Genomic DNA, 24,251 nt, shown 5'->3' with positions numbered 1-24,251 from the left:
GGGGGACGCTGGGCGGGTGGCAGCTCGCGGTGAACGCGCACGTGTCACCGGAGCGGCGGAGGCTGGCGGCGAAGCTGATCGCGCACCTGACGTCGCCGGAGGCGAACCTGGTGCTGGCGCAGCACTACGCGCGCAACCCGCCGAGGCCGGCGGTGTACGAGGACCCGCGCCTGCGCGAGGCGGACCCGTTCATCGCGGACCTGAAGCGGATGGTGGAGCGCGCACGGCCGCGTCCGGTGTCGCCGTACTACAACCTCATCTCGGACGTGCTGCAGAGCGAGTTCTCCGCGGCGGTGGCGGGGCTGCGCACGCCCGAGGAGTCGCTGAAGCGGGCGCAGCGGCAGGTGGACCACTTGACGGGGGTGCGCGAGTGAAGGGCGGCGGCTCGCTGGAGCGGGAGCGGCGGCAGGCGTACCTGCTGGTGGCGCCGGCGGTGCTGGTGCTGTTGGGCGTGGCGCTGTACCCCATCCTCGCGGCGGTGTGGCTGAGCCTGCACCGCTTCATCCTCGTCTTCGGTGAGCGGCGGCTCACGGGTCTGGACAACTACGCATTCCTGCTGAGCGACGCGCGCTTCTGGGCGGCGCTGGGGAACACGGCGTACTTCACGCTGGTGGCGGTGACGGTGGAGGTGCTGCTGGCGGTGCCGCTGGCGCTGCTGCTCAACCGGGCCTTCCCGGGGCGCGGGCTCTTGCGCGCCTCCGTGCTGGTGCCGTGGGCCATTCCCACGGTGGTCAGCGCGAGGCTGTGGGCGTGGATGTTCAATCCGGAGTACGGCGTCATCAACCGGCTGCTGCCCGGCAATGACATCAATTGGCTGGGCGCTCCGGGCTATGCGCTGCACGCCGCCATCCTGGTGGACGTGTGGAAGACGACGCCCTTCGTGGCGCTGCTGGTGCTCGCGGGGCTGCAAGGCATTCCCGAGGACCTCTACAAGGCGGCCCGGGTGGACGGCGCGTCGGCGTGGCGGGCGTTCCGGTCCATCACCCTGCCGCTGCTGAAGCCGGCGCTGTTGCTGGCGCTGCTGTTCCGCTCGCTGGATGCGTTCCGCGTGTTCGACGCCATCTATGTGCTGACGGAAGGCGGGCCCGCGAACACGACGGAGACGCTGAGCATCTACGCATACAAGACACTGATGCGCTCGGGGGACTTCGGGTACGGCAGCGCGCTGTCGGTGGCGACGTTCTTGTGTGTGGTGTTGCTGGCGGTGGTGTGGCTGCGATTGCTGGGGCGTGAGGAGGGCGCGCGATGAAGCGGCCGGGACTGGGCACGGCGCTGGCGGTGGTGGCGTTCCTCACGTTCTTCCTGGGCCCGTTCTTCTGGCAGGTGCTGACGAGCCTGTGGCCGGACGGCGAATTGACGCGGCCGTGGCCCTCGCACCTGACGGTGGAGAACTACGCGAGCGTGCTGTGGGGCCGGCCCTTCCTGCGGGTGGTGGCGAACTCGTTGCTGGTGGCGGCTCTGACGACGCTGTTCTGTCTCACCATGGGCGCGGCGGCGGCCTTCGCGCTGGCGAAGCTGGAGTTCCGGGGGAGGGGCCTGCTGTTGAGCGCGGCGCTGGCGGTGAGCATGTTTCCGCCGATCGCCACGGTGAGCCCGCTGTACCTCATCCTGCGCGCGGTGGGGTTGCGGGACAGCCTGATTGGATTGGCCTTGCCCTATGCGACGTTCGCCCTGCCACTGACGCTGTGGGTGCTGACGTCGTTCTTCCGGCAACTGCCAGACGAGCTGTACCGCGCGGCGAGGGTGGACGGGTGCACGCCGTTCCAGGCGTTCCGGCGGGTGCTGCTGCCGCTGGCGGCGCCGGGGCTGGCGACGACGGCGATTCTCGTCTTCATCTTCGCGTGGAACGAGTTCCTCTACGCGCTGACGTTCCTCTCCACGCCGGAGAAGCGCACGGTGCCGGTGGCCATCAGCCTGTTCGCCAGCGAGTACCGCGAGCCCTGGGGAGAGATTGCCGCTGCCTCCGTGGTGGCCACGCTGCCGCTGGTGGTGCTCACCGTGTTGTTCCAGCGGCGGATTGTGTCCGGGCTCACGGCGGGGGCGGTGAAGGAGTAGTCCAGGGGCAGATGGGAGTCTGCACGTCGGTTTCGCCCGCTGTAATGACGCGAGGCGGTGGGCCCTGTCCCGCCTCGACTGACTACTGTGCCGGGTCGTCGAGCACCGCCGAGAGGGTGGTGGCGTTCAGGGACTTGTCGAACCACCGTTCCAGCGTGGCCATGTCCGTGCAGGTGAGGATGCGCTGGCGGGCCTCCTCGTGCACGTGCACGCCCCGCGCGGCGAGTATCCGCAGGATGTCCTCGGCACGTCCTCGGAGCATTCCCTGCGCCAGACCCCGCTCCAGACCCTGCGCCATGCCCCGCTCCAGGCCCTGCTGGAGTCCCTTCTCGATGAGCTCCTCTCCCCAGCCACGCATGAGTTCCTCCGTTCGCTGCTGACCCAGCATCGAATTTAACATCCGTCCGGTCGCTTCACGCGCCGCCTCGTTCCCCACCAGCAGAAGGTAGCGGATGACCACAATCAGTTGCTCGGCGCCCTGAGAGCCTGCCTGCACCTGGGCGAAGAGCGCCGCCCACTCCGGCAGTTTCAAGGCCAGTTCACTGCTCCGTCCGTAACGCAAAGTCAGCCACGCCAACCGGGCCAGCGGTGGACCGGGCCGCGCCTTCAGCGCCTCCTCGCGCTCGGCCGTCAAGTCGTCGACCAGGTACTCGAAGCGCGGCACCAGCGCGCGCCACCGCTCCGGGTCGTGCTCAGGCAGCCAGAAGAGCTCCTCCACCCGGCGCGGCGCCGTCCAGGTCCCTTCCGGCCCGTGGTACATGACCAGCGGGATGATGAGCGGGAGCACGGTGCTATCCGGGTGCTCCTGACGCCAGCGCTCCAATTGGCGCACCACGTAGCGCAGCATGCGCAGCGCCATCCACGGGTCCACCGTGGACTGGTGCTCCAGCAGCACGTACAGCAACACCGGGTGACCCGAGTGCAGGCGCGCGATGAAGAGCAGGTCGCTCTCGGTTCCCCGGAGTTCCGGGTCCACGACGCTGCCGGACTCCCTGCGCAGAGACGCCCAGTCCACTTCCGAGACGACGTACGCGGGCAGCACGGCGCGCAGCTCGGCCGCGGCGCGCTCGGGGTGGCCGAAGGTGTAGCGAACGAAGAGGTCATGCGGTCCCGACATGGTGAGCCGGGCCCAAAGCACGCGCCGGGCCACAGGCAGGGCCGGGGTGGACCCCCGGCGGGAACTACCGCACCTGCTCATACGCCACGGGCTTGTAGTTGTACCGCGGGCTCGCGTTCGGGCTGATGGCGAGCACGCGTCCTCCGAAGTAGCGCTCGTCCCACGTCCGCTTTCGCGACATGCTCAGCACGCGAGTCTCTCCGTGCCTGTCCCTCATGACGGCGAGATGCCCGGACCGCGTGAAGACAGCCTCGCTGCCGTCCGGAGACAGGGCCGAGGCCGTGATTGCAGGGCCGGTTCGTCGTCCTCGGGCTCCAGGGTGGCGAGGGCCCCCTGCTCCAGCGCGGCCCAGTCGGTCTCGAGCTGCTCGAGGTACTTCCCCCCTACTTCTTCTTCACTCGCGCGGCCTTGGCCTGTTCAATCTCGTCCGTCGTCAGCCGCCGGTTCTGCTCGGGACGCTTGAAGTTGTAGAACTTGAAGTCGTCCTTCTCCTGGCCGAGGACCTTGGAGGTGATTTCGACCAGCTCCTTCTTCCCACCCTTGTCCTGGTCGACGAAGGCCGGAATGTCGCTCTTGTACTTCTCGGGGTCCTTCTTACGCAGCGCCTTCTGCGCTTCCGGGCTGTAGAAGAAGACCACGTCCCAGCAGTTGTCTGCGGCCATGCGCATGTAGATGGGCGTCACGATGGAGAGGAGCTTCGCCATCTGGTTCCGGTACGTCAGTGAGCCGTTCATGGGCGACTTCAGGTATGCGCGGGCGGTTTCGGCGTTCGGGTGATTCCAGCCGTTGAAGCCCGTTCTCTTGATGATCTCCGTCGGCGTGAGGCACTCCTCCCAGATCTCGTACTTGCGCGCCACGCGGTTCATGATGGTGTGCGCCACGCCTCGCCACGAGGCCTCGCTCTCGCCGATGGCCTCGCCGCAGATGGTGCTCACGAACAGCTCGAACTCCTCCTGCAGCTCGGGCGGCACGACGGGCATGGGGGAGACGAGCCGGGCCACCGTGCCCGACAGGTCCACCGTGTTATCCGTGCTGACCCCCGTGGCGAACACCCGGGACACGAACGAGCCCCCTTCGAAGGCCGGGAAGCCGGTGGTCCCCTTGGGCTCGCTCGCCTCGTAGTCCGCGAGCGCCCAGAAGGGCACCTCCCGCGTGCCGGAGACCGGCGTGGGCTTCATCGTCGCGAGCACCTGCAGCCCCTCGGCCTGCTTGAGCACCTGCACGTAGTGCGGTGGCAGCCGCTTCAGGTCGAACAGCTCCCGCTCGAAGGCGCCCTTCTCCAGCGACACCGACACCGTCTCGAACTCCGCCAGCAGAATCAAGACATCCTCTGGCAGGCAGACGTTGACGGCCGCGAACTGCTTCTCCGTGTGCTGCAGGGTGTAGCTCGCCTGCTTGCGGCTGTTCTCCAGGAGGTTGCGGAAGTGGTCATCCATCTCCTCCACCCGCCACCCCTCTTCGCCCTGGGCCACACGGACGTAGGGCTTCACCGTCAGGTCGAGCACGACGGAGTCACTGAAGTTCTCGAACCCGCCCCGGACCATCAGCTTGCTGTCCTCGAGCCCCACCGAGAAGGTCTTCAGGCGCGGCCGGGGCACGGTGAGCGCGTGCCGCGGGTCCGCGTTCATCCGCTCCACGGGAGGCGCCGGGGGCGGCGGCGGTGGCTTCTTGTTGCCCTTCTTGCCCTGCGGCGCGGGCGGTGGGGCCGGCGCGGCCGGGGGCTTCTTGGAGAGGCGCAGGTTGTACTGGAAGGACAGCGTCTCGGAGGACTCCATGGCCCCGATGGCCGCGGGCCGGTTGGCCAGCACCTCGTCCTGCCCGCCCTTGACCGCCAGGTAACCAATCCGCCAGAGCAGCTTCGGCGGCGACTCGGGGTGGCCAATCTCCCACTCGATGCGCACCGTCGCGTTCTTGTCGGGCTGCAGCCCCTCGAGGGGCGTGGGGTAGATGTCCAGCGTGGCATCGAGCCCGTTGAAGAGGGGGCTGAAGTCCGGCTTGAGCTGGATGACCGAGCCCACCAGCTGGCTGCGGACGTTCCGCTCGATGAAGTCCGGCAGCCAGCTGTACGTCAGCTCCGCGGGCGCGAGCCCGAAGCCGATGCGCGCCACCAGGTCGAAGGGAATGGACGCGTCCTCCCCGGGCTTCACCTCGAAGGGCTGATTGCCGAACAGCAGCGGCTCCACCCGGAAGCCCAGGCTGCCCGTACCCATCAGCCCCAGCTCGAAGACGGACACCTTCAGCGGCCCGTCCTTCTCGCGCACCTGGAAGCTCTTGCCAGCGGGCACGAGGAACGTCTCCCTCCGGTGCGACACCCGCTTCTCTGCGAAGCTGTCGCTGCGGACGAGCCACTCGAGCCGGCAGGGCACGTTGCCCGCCAGGTTCTCGCAGGTGCCGCCCACCTGCACCTGCCAGTCGCTCAGGCCCATCAGGATGGGTTGTTGCTGCGGCCTGGGCGTGAGCACCAGGTGCGGCGCCGCGCGGATGCGCACGACGCCGTCGTAGCCGAGCGGGAACTGACAGTCGCCGTGTGACTCCGGCGCGGGAGTGTCTTGGGTCTGTTCCATGTCTGTCTATTCCGCGGGGTGCAGGCGGGGTCTCGGGGAGGTCTCCGGTTCGAGCGGCGGCTGCTCCATCACATGCGTGAAGGTCACGCTCAGCTCGGGCATCACCGTCTCCCGCACGGGCAGCTTGTCCGCGCGCCGGAGGGTGAACGTGTACGGCACATCCGGCTTGAGCGCATAGACGTCCACGGTGGCGACGAAGTCGCCCTGCGTGTCGCAGCCGCCGCGCTTCGGCTTGTGCGACGGGGTGGCGTACAGGATGTGGTCCGACAGCTTCGGCTTGATGCTCCACAGGTGCGAGCCCACCTCGTCCGGGGTGACGACCAGCTCGAACTCGCGAGCGACGTTCCAGGCGGCCTTGGTCGTCAGGCCCGGGACGGGCACCTCGACTCCCTCGGCGTGGCAGCTCAGCACCAGGGTGTTTCCCTTCTGCTCCACCTTCAGGTCGCCCACCCACCGTGGCTTGAAGTCGTAGGCGCCCGTCACCTCCAGATGCCGGGGCTCGCAGTCCGAGCCCGCGGTGGCGACCAGCTCCAGCTTGAACTCCGTCTCGCCGTCGACGGGCTTCGCCGGGTAGGGCACGCGCGCGGCGAGCAGCCAGTCCGCCGCCGTGCCGTCCCCCTGGACCTCGAGCTTCTCCGGCCGCAGCTTCGTGAAGCCCTTGAGGGGCTCCCACTTCTTGGACTTGGGGGCCTTCCGCGAGAAGGTGGCCGTGTACCGGCTCAGGTCCTCCGGCGCGCCGCGGGCCACGACGGAGATCTCCAGCTCGCAGCTGCCCGTCCTCGGCGCGGGCAGGAAGGTGAGGGCGCCCTGGAGGGCCACCTTCCGGTACCGGCCGGGCCCCTCGTGGGTGGCGTGAAGGGGCTCGGACGTCTTCGCCTTCAGCGCCTCGAACTCCGCCAGCGTGAGCGCGCCGTCCCCCTCGCCGCTGTTCTCTCCGGGGCTGCGGTAGAGGAAGGGCTGGCCGTTGAGGGCCACGAAGTCGAACCAGTAGAAGAGGTCGACGCCCGGCTCCAGGTCGCCCTGGGCGACGCTCTCGAAGAGGCGGCCCGGGTGGAACGTGGTCACCACCGAGGTCTCCGCGGAGGGATTCACGGTGAGCCGCAGGCGGGACTTCCGCGCCGGGTCCGCCTCCGTCACCTCGAAGCCTCCAGTCGCCGCGGCCGCGCGCACCTTGCCCGCCGCGCCCTTCGCGGAGGCGTCGATGATGCAGCTCAGGCCCGAGGCGTCGATTCGCTCGATGATGAGGCCGGGCTTCGGCGTGAGCGCCTTCTCGACGTGCCACATCGCCGCGGCGAGCCCCTGGTGCAGCTTCACGCCATGGCCCTCGCGGTACGCCTTCTGGTACGCGGCGTACTTCAGCGGGCCGAGCAGGTTTTCTCTCGCCGTGATGCTGCTGTTGAGGAGGGTCTGTCGCTGCTCGTCGAAGACCCACGAGGCGAGCGCCTTCGACTCGTTGCAGACGACCGGGTCGAACACCAGCTCCACGAGGCCGATGGAGCTCACGCCCAGCTTCTTCGCCCCCGCGGCCTCGTAGCGCTTGAGCTCCGCCGTGGGCTTGAGCGAGCAGGAGTGCCCGTCCTCGCCCAGGGACGCCAGCTTGACGTCGACCCCCTTCGCCTTGAGCCGGGCCAGCCCCTTCACGAGCCCCCAGCCCAGCCGGATGTCCATGGCCTTGAAGCAATCGCGGTACCGGACATGCCCATCGACGAGGAACAGCTTCGCGTCGGTCTTGTAGAGCTGATGGCCCTCCGGCGTCAGGTTGACGATGAAGTCCTTCTGGCCGTCCCGCTCGTCGAAGAGGAAGTGCAATCTGTCGATGGCGGGCGCCTTCACGCCCACCAGCGAGCGCGCCGTGACGGGCAGCACCCGCTCCGGGTGGGGAAGCCCGGGGCCCGCCTCGCTCGTGGCGGTCCGCAGCAGGATGAACCCGGAGAGCTCCCGGGGCGCGGGTGTCGCGAACTGGAGCCGCCAGCGCCAGCTCCCGTCGGCCAGTCGTTGGGGGCGCTCGGCGGTGACGGGCTCGCCCACCGCCTGCTCGCCCTGGAGCTTCGGCCGGGGGACGGTAATCGTCCGCGTGAGGAAGGGGGGCTGGGCCTTGGGCTCCAGGGGCTGGGGCGGCGTGGCGGTATCGGCGACCACCAGGTCCCAGGCTCCCCAGAAGGCGGTCTGCACCGGCTGGATGAGGTTCCCGCCCGGACCGAACTCCCGGCCCTCGGCCAGCACGAGCTCATGCGGGTCCTGCCTGGCGAGCAGCGTGACGCGGTTCTGCGCGTCGTAGCCGAAGTCCTCGTCGATGATGACCGCGGTGGCGGTGTCCCCCACGCTCCGCGCGTCCTGCTTCGCCACCCACCCGGCGCACAGCGGGCGCGGGTCCTCCTGCCGGAACGAGGGAACGGCCCACTCGTCCCGGACCCAGGCCCGCTTCTGCTTGTCCAGCACGTTGAGCAGCCACACTCCCGTCACCGGGTGCAGGTTCTCCAGCTTGCTGGCCGGCGCGAGCCAGCCTCCGGCCTCGAAGAGCTTTGCCTTCGGCGCGTCGGGCGCCTTGTCGCTCAGCGGAGGGATGCGCGCGATGTGCGCCTCCTTCGTCGGGTCACACCAGGCAATCTCGGCCACCGTCTTCTGGGCCGCCTCGTCGGTTTCGATTCCGAGCGCCTTGTTCACCTTCTCCAGCACCGTCTGGACGTTGTCGGACGTCCACTCGTTCTTCTGGACGAGGCGCACGTTGCGCCAGCGCCGGGTGATGCCCTGCGCGAGCAGCTGGCCATCCGCGCCGAGGAGCGAGACGGACTGCTCGATGAAGAAGCCGGCCTTCGCCTTGAGCGTCATCCGCTCCGCCATGGCGGGCACCTTCAGCAAGAGCGGGATGATGCCGTCCCGTGCGGAGGCGAGCTTGTTCGCGTCCAGCTCGAGGATGGCGGGCTTGCACACCTTGCGGCCCAGCGCATCGGTGCCGCCGCAGCCGCCGCGGGGGCATTCCATGCGCACCCACGCGTTGTCCACCTCCTGCTCGAAGCACAGCTCCAGCTCGTAGCGCCCCCCGGTGACCATCGTGTTCTGCTCGGGCTTGGGCAGGTACATCGCCTGCACTTCCAGCTTCATGGGATAGGCGAAGCGGCAGCAGGGGGAGCTCCAGTCGGGCTTCTCCACCTTCGGAGCGAACGAGGTGTGCTGGTCGAGCATCGACGCGAGCAGCGCCCCGTAGTTCCTGCTGCTGCGCTGGATGGTGCTGGCCGCCTTGAAGATGTCCGCGGTCGCCTCGCCGAAGGGGCCCTGGTCCTCCTTCGGCAGCGACGTCTTGAGCTTCGTCTCGATTTCGGGCACCTCCAGGAAGTTGTCCTCCTGGTCCTCCTTCACCTCGACGAACGTGGCCGGCTCACCCTCGACGAGCTTGAGCTTCTGCACCAGCTCGCTGAGCAGCCGGATGCCGTTCTCCTTCTCCTCCTGCGGGCAGAAGAGCTGGAAGTGGAGGAAGCCCGAGCGCAGGCTGAACTGCTTGCGCCTGCCGGGCACCTCCGGGTCGGCGGGAATCGGGAAGCTCACCTGGGACGTCGCCTGCTGGCCGGGGAGGGGACCCGCGTAGCCGAGCAGGTCGCCGGTCTTCACCGGGAAGAAGGGCTCGTCGAAGGTGACCACCTTGCCGGTGGTCATGGCCTTCATCGCCGCCTGGAGGTTGCCGGGAGGCGGCTTGTAGATCCAGTTCGCCTGACCGTTACCGGTGCGCACGGTGATGGTGGCGATGGCGCCCTTGTCCCCATGCACCTTGTGCTCCTGGACGCTCGCCGTGGCGCCCGCCTCCGTGAGCTTGTTCTTGCCAGCGTCGACGGGACGCGCGGCCCACCGCACCGTGCCCGGCGGGGCTTCCTTGTCCTCCTCCGAGAGGCTGACCCAGGCGCCAAAGCGCTGCTGGTACAGCTTCTGGAACCAGGGCACGTTCTTGAAGTACGCGTCGAGCTCCTCCTCCCGGGCCTCCTGCTCCAGGGCGTCGGCCGCCGGGTACTTCGGGGAGCGCAGGTGCATGTAGAGCGTGTAGAACGCCCCCTGCTTGCCGGTGGGCTTCCCGTCCTCCGGAGTGCGCTCCTCCAGCTCGTGGCGGAGGAGCACGAAGCCCGGCCAGTTGCCGAGCGCCTCGGCGACGCCAGCCACGAGGCTCGGGGAGTGCTCACCCGGGAGCCGGGCCGCCACGACATAGCCCGGCGCCACGGCGCTGACGGGCGCGAGGCTCAGGTGCGGAGGCGGGAAGAGGTGGACGCCGCCGTGCAGGTTCCGCTGGAGGCCGAGCACGTAGTAGCCACCGATGCCCGTGTCGAGCGACTCGTTGTTGTAATAGCACTGCCACGGGTGGCTCGACGTGGCGCTGCCGCGCAGCGGGAAGCTGTACCTCGGCTTGCTGAAGCTGCTGTCCACCACCTCGGCGGGGACCTCGGTCTTCGTGGCGCGGTAGAGGTAGCGGCCGCCGCGGGTGGCCGAGTGGTCCAGGTACCGGTCGTAGGGCGTGTCCAGCGCGTCGGGGTTCTTCCCGAAGAAGGCCGTGGCGCGCACCAGGTTGAAGGAGGCGAAGCCCTTCATCTTGAGCGCCTCGTTCAGCATGCCGGAGCGCATCCGGAAGAGCGCGTGGTGGGACTCGAGCTTCGCGCCCAGGTCCACGTAGGACTCGCTCTTGGGCGCGAGGAGCCGTGTCTTCGCCAGCTCGACCTTGGTGGAAGGGTCCGCGGTCACCAGCCAGAGCGTTCGCTCGCCGCCCAGCTCCAGGATGCAGTAGCCGCTGATGACGATGATGTGGCGGGGGTTGACCTTGTGCCGCTGGCTCCGGAAGCCGATGCCCGTGTAGATGACGACCGGGTTGTTGGCCCGCAGGCATTCGATGATATGCGCGAAGCGCTCCTGGGCGCGCTCCTCGCTGTTCTTGATGGCGTCCGCTTCCGACCGCATGCTGTCCGGCAGCAGGTGCCCGAGCTCCTCTCCGTCCCCGGGGTTCTCGTAGCGCAGGATGCGGCCCACGCCTGTCGGGCGCGGGCCTTGCGCGGGGAAGATTTCGTTGAGGGGGAGGGGAATCGGGCCGTTCTCCGCGCCCCTGGGCAGCTTGCCGGACTGGATTTCGTACGTGTTCGACGACGGAAAGGCCGTCCATCCCCGCTTCGGAAGGTTGTCATCGTAGGGCGGCCCGAGGAAGGCCCGCTCCCCGCCGGGATACCGGAGGTCCAGATGGCACTCCGGGTCCCCCGCCCGCGAGTGGGTGATGTAGTGCTGGCGCGGGTCTCCGCCCTTGATGAGCTGGAAGTAGTTGTAGACCATCGAGGCGGAGGTCCGCCCGCACCAGTCCGGCTCCTGCTCTTCCTTGATGAGCTGCTGCCCCAGCAGCGGCACCTTGAGGACGTGCCACTCCCGGGCCCTGTCTTTGACTTCCTGGGGGAACTCGTAGTTGTCGACCGGAAAGACGCGGAGGAGCTTCCCGTCCTTCTCCTCGATGATGTTCTGGCGGTGGCCGACACCCTTGTCTTCGTCCAGGTGGAACTGACGCTTGATGCCCATGAAACCCGACTCCCCCTCTGATGCACGACCGCTGCCGCGCTACTCCAGCCGACACCCGGTGTTCACGACCCGGACGTTCCGGGAGTTCGCGACGGCGTAATATTTTGTCTCGTTGGGCGGACCCAGGTCCCAGCGGGCCATGTTGGCCACGCTCGTGGGCCAGCTGAGTGTGAGGGTTTTCTGGAACCCGCTCCGGTAGCGCAGCTGGAGCTGATACCCACCCGGCGTCTTGGAGACACCCACGACGCGTATGACTGACTCGGTGGCCTCCCCACCGCCCTGGAAGCGCCGCCACCAGATGCTCGCCCGCCGGTGGAGGTCCATGCGGAGGTCGACGCCCCAGAGCCCGCAGCTCGTGTCGAGAATGTACTCACCGCTGTCCGACTCCGAGAGCGTGTACCAGCGCGAGGGCAGCGAGAGATAGTGCCGGAGCGACTCCCCGCTCAGCGCGGGCATGTCGGGTGACTCCTGATGGGTGGCGGAATACTTCTCCTCATCCGGGGTGGGCGTGCGCGCGCCCTGCCGCAGCGCGCGCTGCAGGACCTCCGACACCGGTGTGCTGCTCCGAGACTGGATGACGACGCGGAACTCCTCGTCCCGGTCCTCCAGCTCGAGCTTGTACAGGCTCGTCGCGGAGGAGAAGGCGCCGGCGTAGACGGCGAGCGCGCCGCCCCGGTACATGGCGCTGACGAAGGCATTGCCGCGGAACTCGATGCGGTGCCAGTCGTACTCGATCTTCTCCAACTCCCGGGTGACACCCTCCGGGCCGGACTCCCGCTTCACGACGGGGACGTCCTGAAGAACCCGGCGCATCACCAGGGACGCCTCACGGAGGCCGCCCTTGAGCTGGTCCTTCTGGAGCTGCTCGAAGCTGGCGTCGAAGAAGCGCTCCGAGAGCAGCTTCAGCGCCTGCTCGTTCTCCGGAGCGAGCGTCGCCGCGCGCACGGCCGCGTCCAGGCGCGCCCGGGCGTCCAGGGAGGCGTCCTGGGCCTGGGCGAGGAGCGGCTCGACGGTGGGCTTCTCCGCGCCCACGAGCGACTTGAGCGTGAAGCCCTCCACGTCACCGCACCGGATGCGCACCCATTGTTTCGGCGCGGCCTTCACGTGCTGGCACTCGGTGGCGATGGCGACCTTGCCCACCACCTTCGCGGTGGTGGCGGGCTTTTCGCGCAGGTTCACCTCGGAGCCCTGGATGAAGACGGACCCGCCCGCCTGGTGGGCCTGCTGGGCCCAGGTCGGCGTGGCGCCCAGGGCCAGCAGACAGACGGACCAGAGGGAGAGCCGGCGGAGTGTCTGCTTCATCGTCCGTTCCTTCGAAGCGCGTGGGAAGGCGAGAGGGCGCCGCGCGGGCCCGGGGAGTATGGGCGCCCTCCCTGACACGGAGGGCCGCGTCGCCATCGCGAACTCGGAGCCTGATGGAGGCTCCGTTCTTGCGTCAAGGACGGCTCCGCTTGCTCGGCTATTCATGCCCAGCGGAGCGCGACAGCCCCGCATCTCCAGGTTCCACGACTTCGCTCAGGGTATGGGGCGGCAGGCAGCCGGAGTGGTGAGGTTCATCGTCCTCTTCGTATTCGCAACGAGGTGATTTTTCGGGTTGCCGAGCCAGCTTCCCGCGAGGCACCTCGTGTCACTGCGCGCTGCAATGCTCCCTGATGTCGATACCCCGAGCGGCTCCCGCGGCGTAGGGGCTCCCCTCGGAGCCAGGACCGCTGTCATTCCAGATACCCACGCCCGGTGTTCCGGTGGGCCACGAGAGTGCCCGCGTGTACTCCTCGCCCGAGATGGGGCGTATCCGGAAGGTGTAGGTCGAGCCGCTCCGGCTGATGTCCGTGATGCGACTGACGCCTGATTGCTCGAAGCTGCCAGGGCGCACCAGGTCGCCATCGCCCGACTCCATGATGGCCCTCCGGTGCAGGTCGAAGCGAAGCTCCCGCGTCTGCGCCCAGCCACAGGTGGACCGGATGAAGTGTGCTCCTACCTCCTCGCTCAGCAGGTGCCAGCGAGGGGGCAGGGCCCGTAGCAGCCGGAAGGCCTCGGGACGGAGGATGGCCATGCCCGGGTACTCCGCATAAAAGGAGGTGTACTTCTCCGTGTCCGCCCGCGGAGGGCGAGCGCCCTGACCCAGCGCGAGCTTCAGCACGTCCGACACCGCCGAGCTGCTGCGCGACTCGATGGTGACGCGGAACTCCGACTGGTCCTCCTCGAGCTTGAACATCCCATCCAGCGACTCGTAGTCGCCGGTGTACACGACGAGGGCGCCATCGCGGTACATGGCGCTGACGAAGTCATTGCGGCGAAGCTGGAAGCGGTGCCAGTCGTACTCAATCTTCTCCAGCTCGCGCAGGAGCCCCTCCTCACCCGTCTCCTTGCGCTTCGGGTCCTCCAGCTCCCGCCGCTTCACGATGAAGGCCTCGTGAAGGCCGCCCTTCTTGCGGTCCTTCAGCAGTTGCTCGAAGTTGACGTCGAAGAACAGGTCCGCGAGCAGCTTCAGCGCCTGCTCGTTCTTCGAGTCGAGCGTCGCCGCGCGCATGGCGGCGTCCAGCCGCGCCGTCGCCGGCTGGGGGGTGTCCTGGGCCTGGGCCAGGAGCGCCTCGGCCGTGGGCTTCTGTGCGCCCACGAGCGACTTGAGCGTGAAGCCCTCCACTTCACCGCACTTGATGCGCACCCACTGCTTGGGTGCGTCCTTCACGTGCTGGCACTCGGTGGCGATGGTGACCTTGCCCACCACCTTGGCGGTGGTGCTGGCCTTGTCGCGCAGGTTCACCTCGGAACCCTGGATGTAGACGGACCCGCCCGCCTGGGCCTGCTGGGCCCACGTCGGCGTGGAGCCCAGCGCCAGCAGACAGGCGGACCAGAGGGAGAGCCGGCGGATCATCTGCTTCATCGTCTGTTCCTTCGACGCACGAGGGCTGGAGCATTTCACCGGGGTTTCCTCGGAAGCTTCACCACTTCCTCGACGTCATCCCAGCGTCGGTCGGGGTACTTCAGCCGCACCCGGTTGCCCTGGAAGGTGACCTCCGCGCCCTGGGAGAGCTCCGTCGCGTCGCCCGCGGGCCGGCGGATGACCATCCACTCCTGCTCGTCGAACATGCCGACGATGCGGATGGGCATCTTCCCCTCGGTGGAGAGCGCGACGCGCTCTCCGCGGGCATCCACTCCCAGGGGCAACCAGAAGGCAGGGGAGACGCGCCCACCCTTCACGTCCACGAAGGTGGAGTAGCCGCAGGGATTGCCGCAGCCGCACTGGGCCACATACAGGCCGGGCTTCAGCTCCTCCGCCTTGTGCCACGTGCAGGCCGCCAACGTGCCGCGCACCTCCGCTGGCAGGGCGCGCTCCGCCTCCGACCACTCCTGCTCCGGAACCTCCCCCTCTTCTTCCTGGGAGGGCGATGGGTCGCCGGACGGGGAGTCACGCACGTTCTTCGCCGGGATGTAGGGGTTGCCCTTTCCTTCCTGGTCGCCGCGCGCCAGGTAGCCCTTGGGCTCGGACTTCGGTTTCCAGTAGAGCCGGTGATGCGGCCCCAGGTGGTAGGTGTTCCACCGCTTCGTCACCTGGGGGAGTGGCTCGAAGCGGCCATCCTGCTCGGACCAGGAAAGCCAGGCCATCCGGAGCTCGGGCTCCTTGAGGATGTACCAGTGGTCCCGGTTTCCCGGCACTCCCTTGTGCACCCTGTCCCCGTTGTCACTGGAGTAGAGCCCGACCCAGGCGTCCGGCAGCGCGTCCACCAGGGCGAACGCCTCCGGGTCCAGGGGCTCGAAGCGGATGCCCCAGACGACGTCGCCGTCCTTCAGGTCTGGCGCCACCGCCCGCCGTCCGAGTGCGGTGCCCACGGCGTCCGAGACCTTGAACAGCTTCCGGGAGACGAGGTCGAGTTTGACTGGTGCGCCCGGCTCCGACACGAGCCTGCCGTGAAACACGACCAATTCGTTGCCTGACTCCGTATCCTCTTCATGGTCGGAGCGGGCGTGGAAGACGAGCAGCAGCACCGCCGTGTCGCGCACCTCGGCCCGCGTCCACGTGCTGTCGTAGCGCCCGCCAATGCGCCGGGCGATGCAGTCCTCCACGGAGAGGTCCGGGCAACCTCCGAAGTCCAGCGGCGCCGCCTCGCGGTCGAGGTCCTTCAGTTCCTCGTCCAGGGCCCGGAACTCGGCGTCGAGCCACGCGCGCTCCAGGTCGTCCTGGGCGGCCGAGCTGTAGGGCCGCTTCGCCAATTCCTGCCGGGTGGCCTCCAGCCGTCCGGTCGGGTCCTCGGGTGCGGGACGGGAGACAGCGGAGGTCTGCTGCGCTCCACCACAGCCCTGGCCGTCGTTGCCAGAGCAAGCAGCAATCACAAACAAAGCCGACAGACCGGCAAGGCTTCCTCGTTTTGCAATCACCCGCGCGCACCCCTCTGGCACCGTCCTACCGGAAATCCTGTCTCGCGGGCAGGGGTGCGGCGTGACTCGCGCATGAGTCGTTTCATGCGTCATCGACCTTTGTCAGACGGGCGTGCCAGAGTCTGTCTCCAGTCTCTCTCATCATGAATCTTCGTCATCGTCTGCGAGATGGCCTGCGCGAGTATGTGATTCTCGAGATGCAGGACCCGGTTCCCGAAAACCATGAGCTCGTGAATGTGGGGCGGGGGTGGTCGCTCGAAAGCCGCCTGCTCCAGTGGGCCCGGGAGGACCGGAACCTGCGCGTGCTGCGGGACCTGGTCTACTCGCATGGGCACCTGACGGCGCGGCCCTTCACGTCGCTGAGCGCGGAGGAGATTGCCCGGCAGGCGGGCGCGCTGTTCTCGTTCGGCCTGCTCCGGCTGGCGCGGGCGCCGCTGCCAGAGCGGACCGTGGCGCCGCACTTCGGGGAGGTGCCCGAGGTGGCGCCGCCCGTCGTGGACACGGAGCCGCTGTGGCTGCGGCTGCAGGTGGTGGACGACGTCACGGACGTGCCCATCTCCGGCATCAAGCTGCGCATCCAGCTCGGGGACGAGTCCGAGCAGCAGGCCACCACGGACTCGGAGGGCCGTATCGACCTGAAGGACGTGCCCCAGGGCGCGGCCAACGTGCTGTCCGTGCTGGACGGCGCCACGCTGGACAACACCCTGGCGCTGGTGCGCACGGGCGGTCCCTGGTCGCAGCAGAAGCCCTCGAAGGCGGGCAGCAAGGGCAAGGAGTCCTCGTCCACGCGGGTGCTGGCGCGCATCGCCGAGCACCAGGTCTCCGACGGCGAGACGCTGGAGAGCGTCGCGGAGATGTATGGCCTCACCGTGGACGCGCTCGCGAAGTTCAACTGGGGGACCACGGACCCGAAGCAGCTCCAGTACCACCTGCTGCTGGAGGTGGGCTGCACACGCAAGGACGCGCAGGGCCGGTATGTCTTCTCCAGCGAGGACGTGCCCGGCGTCCTCCGCGTCCCCCGGCCCGTGGCGGTGCCGCGCATGGCCGTGGAGCAGAGCCACATCCTTCGCGTGAAGCGGGTCCCCGAGGCGCAGCCGTACATGTTCTCGCTCTAGCCCCGCGGGGCATGTAGCGCGCTGTGGAGAAGCCGGTGCCCCTCCACGCGGGGGACGGCGGTTCGCACTCCCGGCCACTGCCCTGTCGAAGAACGGACAGGGTATAGGTGACGGTCGACCCCATACCCAGGAGTCCCGTCATGGAAACACCCTCCCTGGAGTTGGAGCTGTCACCCGAGGTACACGCGGGCCAGGCCGTGTACACGCGGTGGACGCTGCGGCTGCTCTATGACGTGGGCGTGCTGGGTTACTCCAACCGCTTCGTCTGGAAGTGCCCCACGTCGACGCAGCTCGATTGGTACAACACGAACGTGTCCGACAACCACCTCGACGTGGGCGTGGGCACTGGCTACTACATCACGAACTGCCGCTATCCGTCGCCCTCGCCGCGTCTGGCATTGATGGACCTCAATTCCAACAGCCTGGAGCACGCGGCGAACCGCGCCGCGCGCTACGCGCCGGAGATGTACCGGCGCAACGTGCTGGACCCCATCGACTTCGACGGGGCGCGCTTCGACTCCATCGGGCTGAACTGCCTGCTGCACTGCCTGCCCGGCTCCATGGACGAGAAGTCCGTCGTCTTCGACAACCTCCGGCCCCTGCTCAACCCGGGCGGCTGTCTCTTCGGCTCCACCCTCCTGCAGGGGGACGTGCCCCGGAGCGCGCAGGCGCGCCTCCTGATGCGGGCGTACAACCGCCGGGGCATCTTCTCCAACCAGAAGGACACGCGGGAGTCGCTGGAGCGTGCGCTCCGCACGCGCTTCGACGAGTGGCAGGTCGCGGTGCACGGGTGCGTGGCCCTGTTCCGGGCGCGCGTCTGAGCGCGGGTGTCTTCACGGGGGTGACGAGGGAGGCTCGGTCCGGCTGGAGCGCCCGTCGGTGGTATGAGGCGTCCGTGCGAGGTGCTCGTTGAAAGGTCGCAAGTGGGTGAGCCTGGGGGCCGTCGGCACGCTGGTGACGTGTCTGGGGTGCTCAGGAGTGCTCTGGAGCGTGTTCTCGTCCGGCTTCCTGGGGACGGACAAGGACACGGACGACTTCACGCCCCAGCAGCAGCGGCGGCTCCTGGACAAGCACTTCCCCGTGCAGGTGCCTCCGAGCGCCACGGACTTGCGGATCCGCTACCAGGCCTTCCAGGACTGGCGCCTGGACATCTCCTTCACGCTGCCGCCCGGGGACTTCGAGGCCTACGTGGCCGAGCTCCCGCTGCATCCGCAGGAGCCCGGGAGCTACGCGGGGCGGCTGGTGCTCGGAGACGGGGGCTTCGTCGCGGACGCCAGCACCATCACCGTGGACCCGGAGGCGCGGCGCGTGAAGCTCCACGCCTTCACGTGGTGAGGCGAGGCGGTGACGCTCCCGCCGCCGTCACATCCCCGCCGCGCTGACCTCGGCCCAGAGGCTGTCCCCCTCCAGTACCGCGCCGAGCGGCGCGCGCTGCTCGGAGACGCGCAGCAGGACGGCGGCGAGCTGCTCGATGCGGATGGGCCGCATCCCGCGCAGCAGCGGCAGGCGGGTGAGGGTGCGCAGGAAGGGAATCGGCTTGTGGTACTCGCCCTCGAAGGCGGGCGGGCGCACCACGGTGTAGGGGATGCCGCTGTCTCGCACCAGGCGCTCCGCCTCGGCCTTGGCCTTGAGGTACGCGCCCACCGGGCGGCCCGCGCCCACCGAGCTGAGCAGCACGAGGTGGTCCACGCCCGCGCGCTTCGCCGCCTCCACGAGCTGCCGCGTGGTGCCGATGTCGCTCGTCTCGTACGTGTCGCCCGCGGCGAAGCGCTTGCGCATGGTGCCGATGAGCTGCAGCACCGTGGTGTGCCCGCGCAGCGCCTCCGCCAGCGTGTCGCCGTCGGTCAGCTCCACCACCGCCTTGTGGGGCCAGTCCCGCGCAAGCTCGCTGCTCGCGCTCTTCGGCCGCAGGTGCGCCGTGACGTGCACCCCGCGCGCGAGCCCCTGGCGCACCACGTTGCGGCCGGTGGCGCCGGTGGCTCCGGCGACGAAGAGGCGGCGGGTCGATGTCTCCATGCTGTGCTCCCGGGGGGATGAAGGCTCGCGGCCTCTTCAGCACAGCGGCGCGGCCCTGCCCAGCACCGTGAGGGCCGGAGGCGTCCGACTGTTCAGCGCGCGGCCTGCTCGGCGCGGACCTCGCGCGCGTGCGACAGGTCCTCCAGGAAGAACGCCTCCATGCTCCGGGCGGCCTCGTCGTCCTCCAGCACCAGCGAGCCCTCCTCCAGCAGGTTGAAGGAGAGCGGGTCGTAGTTGATGGAGCCCACCAGCACGAGCCGGTCGTCCACCAGCATCGTCTTCGCGTGCATCATCGACGGCTGGTACTCCCAGATGCGCACGCCCGCTTCCAGCAGCGTGTCGTACGAGGCGCGCTGGGCCAGGGTGATGACCTTCTGGTCGTTGAAGTCTCCCGGCGCCAGCACCCGCACGTCCACGCCCGCGCGGGCCCGCTCCACGAGCTGCTTCGTCAGGGCCTCGTTGGGGGTGAAGTACGACTGGGCAATCCACAGCCGCTTCTGCGCCGCGCGCACCATGAGCTGCGTGAGGCGCTCGGCCCGCGTCACCTCGGGGTTGGCCGTGCTGCCCACGAAGGCCGCCCAGCCCTCGCCCGCGCCGTCCATGCCGGGCACCGGCTGCGCGAGCGTGGGGAAGTCCGTCTCCGGCAGCAGCTCGCCGCTGGCCTCCTGCCAGTTCTCCGCGAAGGCCTGCTGCATCTGCGCCACCACCGGACCCACCACCCGCACGTTGGTGTCGCGCCACTGCTTCTCGCTCAGGCCATTGCCCAGCCACTCGTCCTGGATGGCCAGCCCGCCCGTCACCGCCACCCGGCCGTCCACGATGACCAGCTTGCGGTGGTTGCGCGCCAGGTTCTCATCCGCGGGCAGCGGACGGAACAGGTGCGCGCGGCAGCCGGCCGCCTCCAGCTTCGGCTTCACCTCCGCCTCGAAGTTGGGGCTGCCCAGCGGGTCCACCAGCACGCGGCACGCCACCCCGTCCCGGGCGCGCTCGGTGAGCGCCGCCAGCACCTGGTCCGACGCGCGCCCCGGCCGCCAGATGAACATCACCACATTGATGGAGGAGCGGGCCTTCTTCATCTCCGCGGCGATGGTGTCGAAGACGGCGCCGTTGTTGGCCCACTGGATGTGATTGCTCGGCACCATCCGCACGCCCACCGTCTGGTAGAGCGCCACCGCGAGCCCCGGGCCATGTGAGCCCACCGGCCCCTTGAGCTGGAACGGCTTCGGCCGCTCCTTCGTGCAGGCGGCCGCGCAGCCCGTCATCACCGCCGCCACCAACGCCCAGGCCAGCCATCGCCGCATATCGCCCCCCTGGACACTGGGAGGTAGGCACCCCGGCCGGTGGCGCCACCCTGTGGGACGAGGACTCTGTCCACCGGTGAGCACCCCCGTGACGCCCGGGTGACGGCTACCTGTCCGATTGAGGCCCAAAGACCCTCCGGGTAGCCTGCCGGGGCTTGGAAAATCCCGAACCCCTTGTATTCCAGCAGAGCTTCGAAGGTCTCATCCGTGCCCTGGGAGAGCGGCTCGACGACCGCTGCGTGGGGCGGCTGAAGCGGGTGGGCGTGGACGCGCGGGGCTCGCTCGCGCCGGCATACCCGCTGGACGTGTGGGTGGGGGCGCTGCGGGTAGCCGCGGACACGCTGGCGCCGGAGGCGCCGCTGGACGAGGGCGCCGCGGTGGTGGGGCGCCGCTTCGTGCAGGGCTTCAGCTCCACGCTCATCGGCAACGCGCTGCTGGCCACGGTGCGCCTGCTGGGCCCGGAGCGGATGCTGATGCGGATGACGCGCAACCTGCGCACGGGCACCAACTACCTGGAGACGCGCATGGAGCAGCTCGGGCCCACCCGGTATGCGCTCACCTGCCGGCCGGTGGTGGTGGCGGGCTTCTACGTGGGCCTCTTCCTGGCGGGCCTGGAGGCCAGCGGCGCCCGGCAGCCCTCCGTGCGGATTGTCAGGCAAGAGGGGGAGGAGGCCGTGTACGACATCGCGTGGAGCTGAGCGCGGGCCTACAGGCGTGGTAGTCACTGCGCCGCATGTCCACGCCTTCGCCCACCTCGCCCTCGTCCGCCGGCTTCTCGGACGCCCAGACCCAGCTTTCCGCCACGCTCCGCGCCCTGTCCGCGCGGCTGCCCGAGACGCTCACCGTGCGTGAGCTGATGCAGGCGTGTGGGGAGCAGGGCCTGCTGCTCTTCTGCTGCATCCTCACCTTCCCCTTCCTGCTGCCGGTGTCGATTCCGGGCGTGTCCACCGTGTTCGGCGCCCTCATCGTGCTCATCGGCATCGGTGTGACGCTCAACCGCATGCCGTGGGTGCCGCGCAAGCTGCTGGACAAGTCGCTCACGCGCGCCAGCCTTGCCCCCGCGCTGGACAAGGGCGCCGACGTCTTCACGAAGTACGTGGACCGTCTCAGCAAGCCGCGCCTGCTGGCCCTCACCCACGGCTCCAGCACCAACCGGTTCAACGGCTTCATGCTGTTCGCGGCCGGCGTGCTGCTCATGGCGCCGTTCGGCCTGATTCCGTTCAGCAACACGCTGCCCGCGCTCGCGGCCCTCTTCTTCGCCATCGGCATCCTCCAGCGCGACGGCTACTGCATCCTCCTGGGCCACGGCATGACGCTGGGGACCATCGTCTACTTCAGCGCCCTCATCTACGGCGCCATCCAGGGCGGCCGGGGGCTGGCCAGCCTCTTCGGCGGCTGAGCCGCCGCTCGGTGCGCGAGGGGCCGCCGCCGGCCTACCACCCCGGGGTGAGACTGTTTCTGTCTCAAGATGTTCCCAAGATGTTCCCAGGTGTCACTTCCTGGGGCCGAGCGGAATCAGACCGCGCGGATTTTCGCTTTATCGGTATCATGCGGGGTGGGCGGCCCCCCATGCGTCAGTTCCCCCTTGATACACAGCTCCGGACGGAGGATGCGTCTCGTCGTTCCCTGGACGGCGAGGTGGTGGGCGGCCGTTACCGCCTCTTGTCCTTCCTGGGGCGGGGCGGCGCGGGCACGGTGTGGCGGGCGCAGGACCTGCTCGCCGGCCCCGTCGCGGTGAAGCTGCTGCACCGCACGTTGGAGGACCTGGCGCGGCTGCCGCCGACGAGCGCGGGCACCCCGTCCTCCGCCGCGCGCCATGAGCTGGCGCTGTCGCTGGCGCACGAGTTCCAGACGCTCGCGTCGGTGCGCCACCCGCACGTCATCAGCGTGCTCGACTACGGCTTCGACGCGGATCGCCGGCCGTACCTGGCCATGGACCTGCTGGAGGACGCCCAGCACCTGGTGCAGGCCGGCACCGGCCAGCCGCTCTCCGTGCAGGTGGACTTGCTGGTGCAGACGCTGACGGCGCTCGCGTACCTGCACCGGCGCGGCATCATCCACCGCGACCTCAAGCCCGCCAACGTGCTGGTGGCGCACGGGCAGGTGAAGGTGCTGGACTTCGGGCTGGCGGTGGGACGCGAGCACGTGCACCGCGCCCAGCCCGCGGGGACGCCGGGCTACCTCGCGCCGGAGCTGTTCGAGGACCAGCCGCCCTCGGAGGTGACGGACCTCTTCAGCGTGGGCGCCATGGCGTGCCAGATGATGTTCGGGCGGCTGCCGCATGCGGGTCAGGTGGACGCCCCGTCTGGCTTCCCGCCCGCGCTGAAGAAGGTGCTGGAGCGGCTGGTGTCTCCGGACGCGCGGCGGCGGCCCCGGAGCGCGGACGAGGTCATCGCCGCGCTGTGCGCCGCCACCGGGCAGTCCGTGCCCCAGGAGTCCGCCGCCACGCGCGAGAGCTTCCTGCAGGCCGCGCGCTACGTGGGCCGCGTGCGCGAGCAGGCCCGGCTGAGCGGCGTGCTGGACGCGGCGCGAGCGGGCCGCGGCGGCGCGTGGCTGGTGGGGGGCGAGAGCGGCGTGGGCAAGTCGCGGCTCCTGGAGGAGCTGCGCGCCATGGCGCTGGTGCGCGGCGCGGTGGTGCTGCGCGGCCAGTCGGTGGCCGCCGGTGGCAGCCCGTATCAGGAGTGGCGTCCGGTGCTGCGCTGGCTGTCCATCCTCACGCCGCTGGAGGAGCGCGAGGCCAGCGTCCTCAAGCCGCTGGTGCCGGACCTGGAGCAGCTGCTGGGCCGGGCCGTGCCGGACCCGGCGGAGCTGGGCGCGGAGATGGCGCAGGCGCGCCTGCACCAGGTGGTGGAGGACGTCTTCGGCCGGCTGCTCCAGCCCACCGTGGTCATCCTGGAGGACCTGCACTGGGCGCGCAGCGAGTCGCTGCTCTTGCTCGGCCGGCTCGCCTCGCGCGCGTCCGGGCTGCGGCTGCTGCTCCTGGGCAGCTTCCGCGACGACGAGGCCCCCGACCTGCCGTCGCGGCTGCCGGGGCTGGAGCCGCTGCGGCTGTCGCGGCTGGACGCGGGGGAAATCGCGGTCCTCAGCCAGTCCATGCTGGGGGCACCGGGGGCCCGGCCGCACCTGGTGGAGCTGCTTCGCCGCGAGACGGAGGGCAACCCCTTCTTCCTCGTGGAGGTGGTGCGGGCGCTGGCGGAGGAGGCCGGAGGGCTGGACCGGCTGGGCAACATGGTGCTGCCCGAGCGCGTCTTCGCGGGCGGCGTGCGCCGGCTGGTGCAGCGGCGCCTGGAGAAGGTGCCCGAGCACTCGCGCGAGCTCTTGCGGATGGCCGCCATCGTCGGCCGTCACGTGGACGTGGAGCTCTTGCGGCACGCGGCGCCCGGCGCGGACGTGGAGCGCTGGCTGTCGGACTGCGCGGCGGCGGCGGTGCTGGACGTGGCGGACGGCCGCTGGCGCTTCGCGCACGACAAGCTGCGCGAGGGCGTGCTGGCGGAGCTGCCCGCCGCCGAGCGGCCCGCGCTGCACCGCCGCGTGGCCCAGGCGCTGGTGGCGGCGCACGGGGACGGCTCGGAGTGGACGGCGGCGCTCTGCTACCACTGGGGCGCGGCGGGAGACCCGGTGCGCGAGGCGGAGTACGCACGGCGCGCCGGTGAGGAGGCGCTGCGGGTGGGCGCGTGCCGCGAGGCGGTGCCCTTCCTGGCGCGCGCGCTGGAGAGCGTGGCCGCGCTCGGCGGAAGCACCACGTGCCTGGGGCACCTGGAGGCGCTGCTGGCCGAGGCCTACTTCCAGCTCGGGGAATTGGGGACGTTCCGCACCCACGCCGAGCACGCGCTGCGGCACTTCGGCTGGCCCGTGCCGTCCAGCCGCATGGGCTGGGCGCTGGGTACGCTGGGGCAGGTGGTGCTGCGGCTCGCGCAGAGCGCGCGGCCGGACGTGTACGACGCGGAGACGGAGGAGCGGCGGCACGTACGGCGGGTGGCGGGCCGGCTGCTGATGCGGCTGACGGACGCGTTCATCTACGCGCAGGAGTCGCTGCCGCTCTTGTGGTCCGGCCTGCGCACGTTGAACCTGTGCGAGCCGGCGGGCGCGTCGTCGGAGCTGGCGCGGGGCTACACCAACATGGCGGTGGTGGTGGGCACGGTGCCGGTGCGCCCGGTGGCGGAGGCGTGGGTGG

The 24,251-nt window shown here is 69.6% G+C and carries 16 protein-coding genes and 1 pseudogene; 9 read left to right on the top strand and 8 right to left on the bottom strand.

Features of this window, described 5'->3' with window-relative positions:
* The 3 genes and pseudogenes from HG543_RS32825 to HG543_RS32815 form a co-directional block, all read left to right on the top strand.
* A pseudogene (locus HG543_RS32825) lies at nucleotides 1-374 on the top strand (ABC transporter substrate-binding protein); the annotation flags it as partial.
* Nucleotides 371-1,249 carry an ABC transporter permease subunit gene (locus tag HG543_RS32820; RefSeq protein ID WP_169348866.1) on the top strand — a complete coding sequence of 293 codons (879 nt, stop codon included), beginning with the start codon at nucleotides 371-373 and terminating at the stop codon, nucleotides 1,247-1,249. The pseudogene HG543_RS32825 and the gene HG543_RS32820, both read left to right, overlap by 4 nt.
* Nucleotides 1,246-2,055: a carbohydrate ABC transporter permease gene (locus HG543_RS32815; RefSeq protein WP_169348865.1), complete on the top strand. Its 810-nt coding sequence runs from the start codon at nucleotides 1,246-1,248 to the stop codon at nucleotides 2,053-2,055. Before HG543_RS32820 ends, HG543_RS32815 begins: the two co-directional genes overlap by 4 nt.
* A gap of 82 nt (nucleotides 2,056-2,137) precedes the next feature.
* On the opposite strand, the gene HG543_RS32810 is transcribed toward HG543_RS32815, so the two are convergent.
* The 6 genes from HG543_RS32810 to HG543_RS32785 all read right to left on the bottom strand — a co-directional run bounded on the left by HG543_RS32810 (nucleotide 2,138) and on the right by HG543_RS32785 (nucleotide 15,600).
* Nucleotides 2,138-3,172 carry an Rpn family recombination-promoting nuclease/putative transposase gene (locus HG543_RS32810; RefSeq protein ID WP_169348864.1) on the bottom strand — a complete coding sequence of 345 codons (1,035 nt, stop codon included), beginning with the start codon at nucleotides 3,170-3,172 and terminating at the stop codon, nucleotides 2,138-2,140.
* Between the two features lie 383 nt (nucleotides 3,173-3,555).
* On the bottom strand, nucleotides 3,556-5,736 hold the full coding sequence (locus HG543_RS32805; protein WP_169348863.1) for a hypothetical protein: 2,181 nt from the start codon (nucleotides 5,734-5,736) through the stop codon (nucleotides 3,556-3,558).
* 6 nt (nucleotides 5,737-5,742) lie between these two features.
* Entirely contained in the window at nucleotides 5,743-11,268 is a 5,526-nt protein-coding gene (locus HG543_RS32800) for a hypothetical protein (protein ID WP_169348862.1), read from the bottom strand.
* A 39-nt stretch (nucleotides 11,269-11,307) separates the two neighbouring features.
* Complete coding sequence (locus HG543_RS32795; protein WP_169348861.1) at nucleotides 11,308-12,570, bottom strand: SH3 domain-containing protein; 1,263 nt, start codon at nucleotides 12,568-12,570, stop codon at nucleotides 11,308-11,310.
* Nucleotides 12,571-12,895: 325 nt separating this feature from the next.
* The gene (locus HG543_RS32790) at nucleotides 12,896-14,152 is read right to left on the bottom strand and encodes an SH3 domain-containing protein (RefSeq protein WP_169348860.1); all 1,257 of its coding nucleotides are present in this window, start codon (nucleotides 14,150-14,152) and stop codon (nucleotides 12,896-12,898) included.
* Between the two features lie 35 nt (nucleotides 14,153-14,187).
* The gene (locus tag HG543_RS32785) at nucleotides 14,188-15,600 is read right to left on the bottom strand and encodes a hypothetical protein (protein WP_169348859.1); all 1,413 of its coding nucleotides are present in this window, start codon (nucleotides 15,598-15,600) and stop codon (nucleotides 14,188-14,190) included.
* Between the two features lie 188 nt (nucleotides 15,601-15,788).
* Here HG543_RS32785 and HG543_RS32780 point away from each other — a divergent pair, with 188 nt between their 5' ends.
* The 3 genes from HG543_RS32780 (at nucleotide 15,789) to HG543_RS32770 (ending at nucleotide 18,095) form a co-directional block, all read left to right on the top strand.
* The gene (locus tag HG543_RS32780) at nucleotides 15,789-16,760 is read left to right on the top strand and encodes a LysM peptidoglycan-binding domain-containing protein (protein ID WP_169348858.1); all 972 of its coding nucleotides are present in this window, start codon (nucleotides 15,789-15,791) and stop codon (nucleotides 16,758-16,760) included.
* 140 nt (nucleotides 16,761-16,900) lie between these two features.
* The gene (locus HG543_RS32775) at nucleotides 16,901-17,581 is read left to right on the top strand and encodes a class I SAM-dependent methyltransferase (RefSeq protein ID WP_171817895.1); all 681 of its coding nucleotides are present in this window, start codon (nucleotides 16,901-16,903) and stop codon (nucleotides 17,579-17,581) included.
* A gap of 88 nt (nucleotides 17,582-17,669) precedes the next feature.
* On the top strand, nucleotides 17,670-18,095 hold the full coding sequence (locus HG543_RS32770) for a hypothetical protein (protein ID WP_169348857.1): 426 nt from the start codon (nucleotides 17,670-17,672) through the stop codon (nucleotides 18,093-18,095).
* Between the two features lie 27 nt (nucleotides 18,096-18,122).
* Here HG543_RS32770 and HG543_RS32765 read toward each other — a convergent pair whose 3' ends face one another.
* Both HG543_RS32765 and HG543_RS32760 read right to left on the bottom strand, forming a co-directional pair.
* Nucleotides 18,123-18,776, bottom strand: coding sequence for an NAD(P)H-binding protein (locus HG543_RS32765; protein WP_169348856.1), 654 nt, complete (start codon nucleotides 18,774-18,776; stop codon nucleotides 18,123-18,125).
* Nucleotides 18,777-18,868: 92 nt separating this feature from the next.
* Entirely contained in the window at nucleotides 18,869-20,077 is a 1,209-nt protein-coding gene (locus HG543_RS32760; protein WP_246357468.1) for a phospholipase D-like domain-containing protein, read from the bottom strand.
* 155 nt (nucleotides 20,078-20,232) lie between these two features.
* Here HG543_RS32760 and HG543_RS32755 point away from each other — a divergent pair, with 155 nt between their 5' ends.
* From HG543_RS32755 to HG543_RS32745, 3 genes are all read left to right on the top strand, one after another.
* Entirely contained in the window at nucleotides 20,233-20,775 is a 543-nt protein-coding gene (locus HG543_RS32755; protein WP_169348855.1) for a DUF2378 family protein, read from the top strand.
* Between the two features lie 35 nt (nucleotides 20,776-20,810).
* The gene (locus tag HG543_RS32750; protein ID WP_169348854.1) at nucleotides 20,811-21,476 is read left to right on the top strand and encodes an exopolysaccharide biosynthesis protein; all 666 of its coding nucleotides are present in this window, start codon (nucleotides 20,811-20,813) and stop codon (nucleotides 21,474-21,476) included.
* 170 nt (nucleotides 21,477-21,646) lie between these two features.
* Nucleotides 21,647-24,251, top strand: a 2,605-nt coding sequence (locus tag HG543_RS32745) for a serine/threonine-protein kinase (RefSeq protein ID WP_211194315.1), incomplete at its 3' end; no start/stop codon positions are given.

Source organism: Pyxidicoccus fallax (assembly GCF_012933655.1).
GTDB classification, from domain to species: domain Bacteria; phylum Myxococcota; class Myxococcia; order Myxococcales; family Myxococcaceae; genus Myxococcus; species Myxococcus fallax.
Note: the sequence above shows the minus strand (reverse complement) of the source record. Positions and strands in the feature narration are given on the sequence as shown.

What these genes read in the sequence shown, in the direction of transcription:
- HG543_RS32815 (WP_169348865.1), top strand. Translation starts at nt 1,246, where the DNA reads ATGAAGCGGCCGGGACTGGGCACGGCGCTGGCGGTGGTGGCGTTCCTC.
- HG543_RS32810 (WP_169348864.1), bottom strand. Translation starts at nt 3,172, where the DNA reads ATGTCGGGACCGCATGACCTCTTCGTTCGCTACACCTTCGGCCACCCC.
- HG543_RS32805 (WP_169348863.1), bottom strand. Translation starts at nt 5,736, where the DNA reads ATGGAACAGACCCAAGACACTCCCGCGCCGGAGTCACACGGCGACTGT.
- HG543_RS32800 (WP_169348862.1), bottom strand. Translation starts at nt 11,268, where the DNA reads ATGGGCATCAAGCGTCAGTTCCACCTGGACGAAGACAAGGGTGTCGGC.
- HG543_RS32795 (WP_169348861.1), bottom strand. Translation starts at nt 12,570, where the DNA reads ATGAAGCAGACACTCCGCCGGCTCTCCCTCTGGTCCGTCTGTCTGCTG.
- HG543_RS32790 (WP_169348860.1), bottom strand. Translation starts at nt 14,152, where the DNA reads ATGAAGCAGATGATCCGCCGGCTCTCCCTCTGGTCCGCCTGTCTGCTG.
- HG543_RS32780 (WP_169348858.1), top strand. Translation starts at nt 15,789, where the DNA reads ATGAATCTTCGTCATCGTCTGCGAGATGGCCTGCGCGAGTATGTGATT.
- HG543_RS32775 (WP_171817895.1), top strand. Translation starts at nt 16,901, where the DNA reads ATGGAAACACCCTCCCTGGAGTTGGAGCTGTCACCCGAGGTACACGCG.
- HG543_RS32765 (WP_169348856.1), bottom strand. Translation starts at nt 18,776, where the DNA reads ATGGAGACATCGACCCGCCGCCTCTTCGTCGCCGGAGCCACCGGCGCC.
- HG543_RS32760 (WP_246357468.1), bottom strand. Translation starts at nt 20,077, where the DNA reads ATGCGGCGATGGCTGGCCTGGGCGTTGGTGGCGGCGGTGATGACGGGC.
- HG543_RS32750 (WP_169348854.1), top strand. Translation starts at nt 20,811, where the DNA reads ATGTCCACGCCTTCGCCCACCTCGCCCTCGTCCGCCGGCTTCTCGGAC.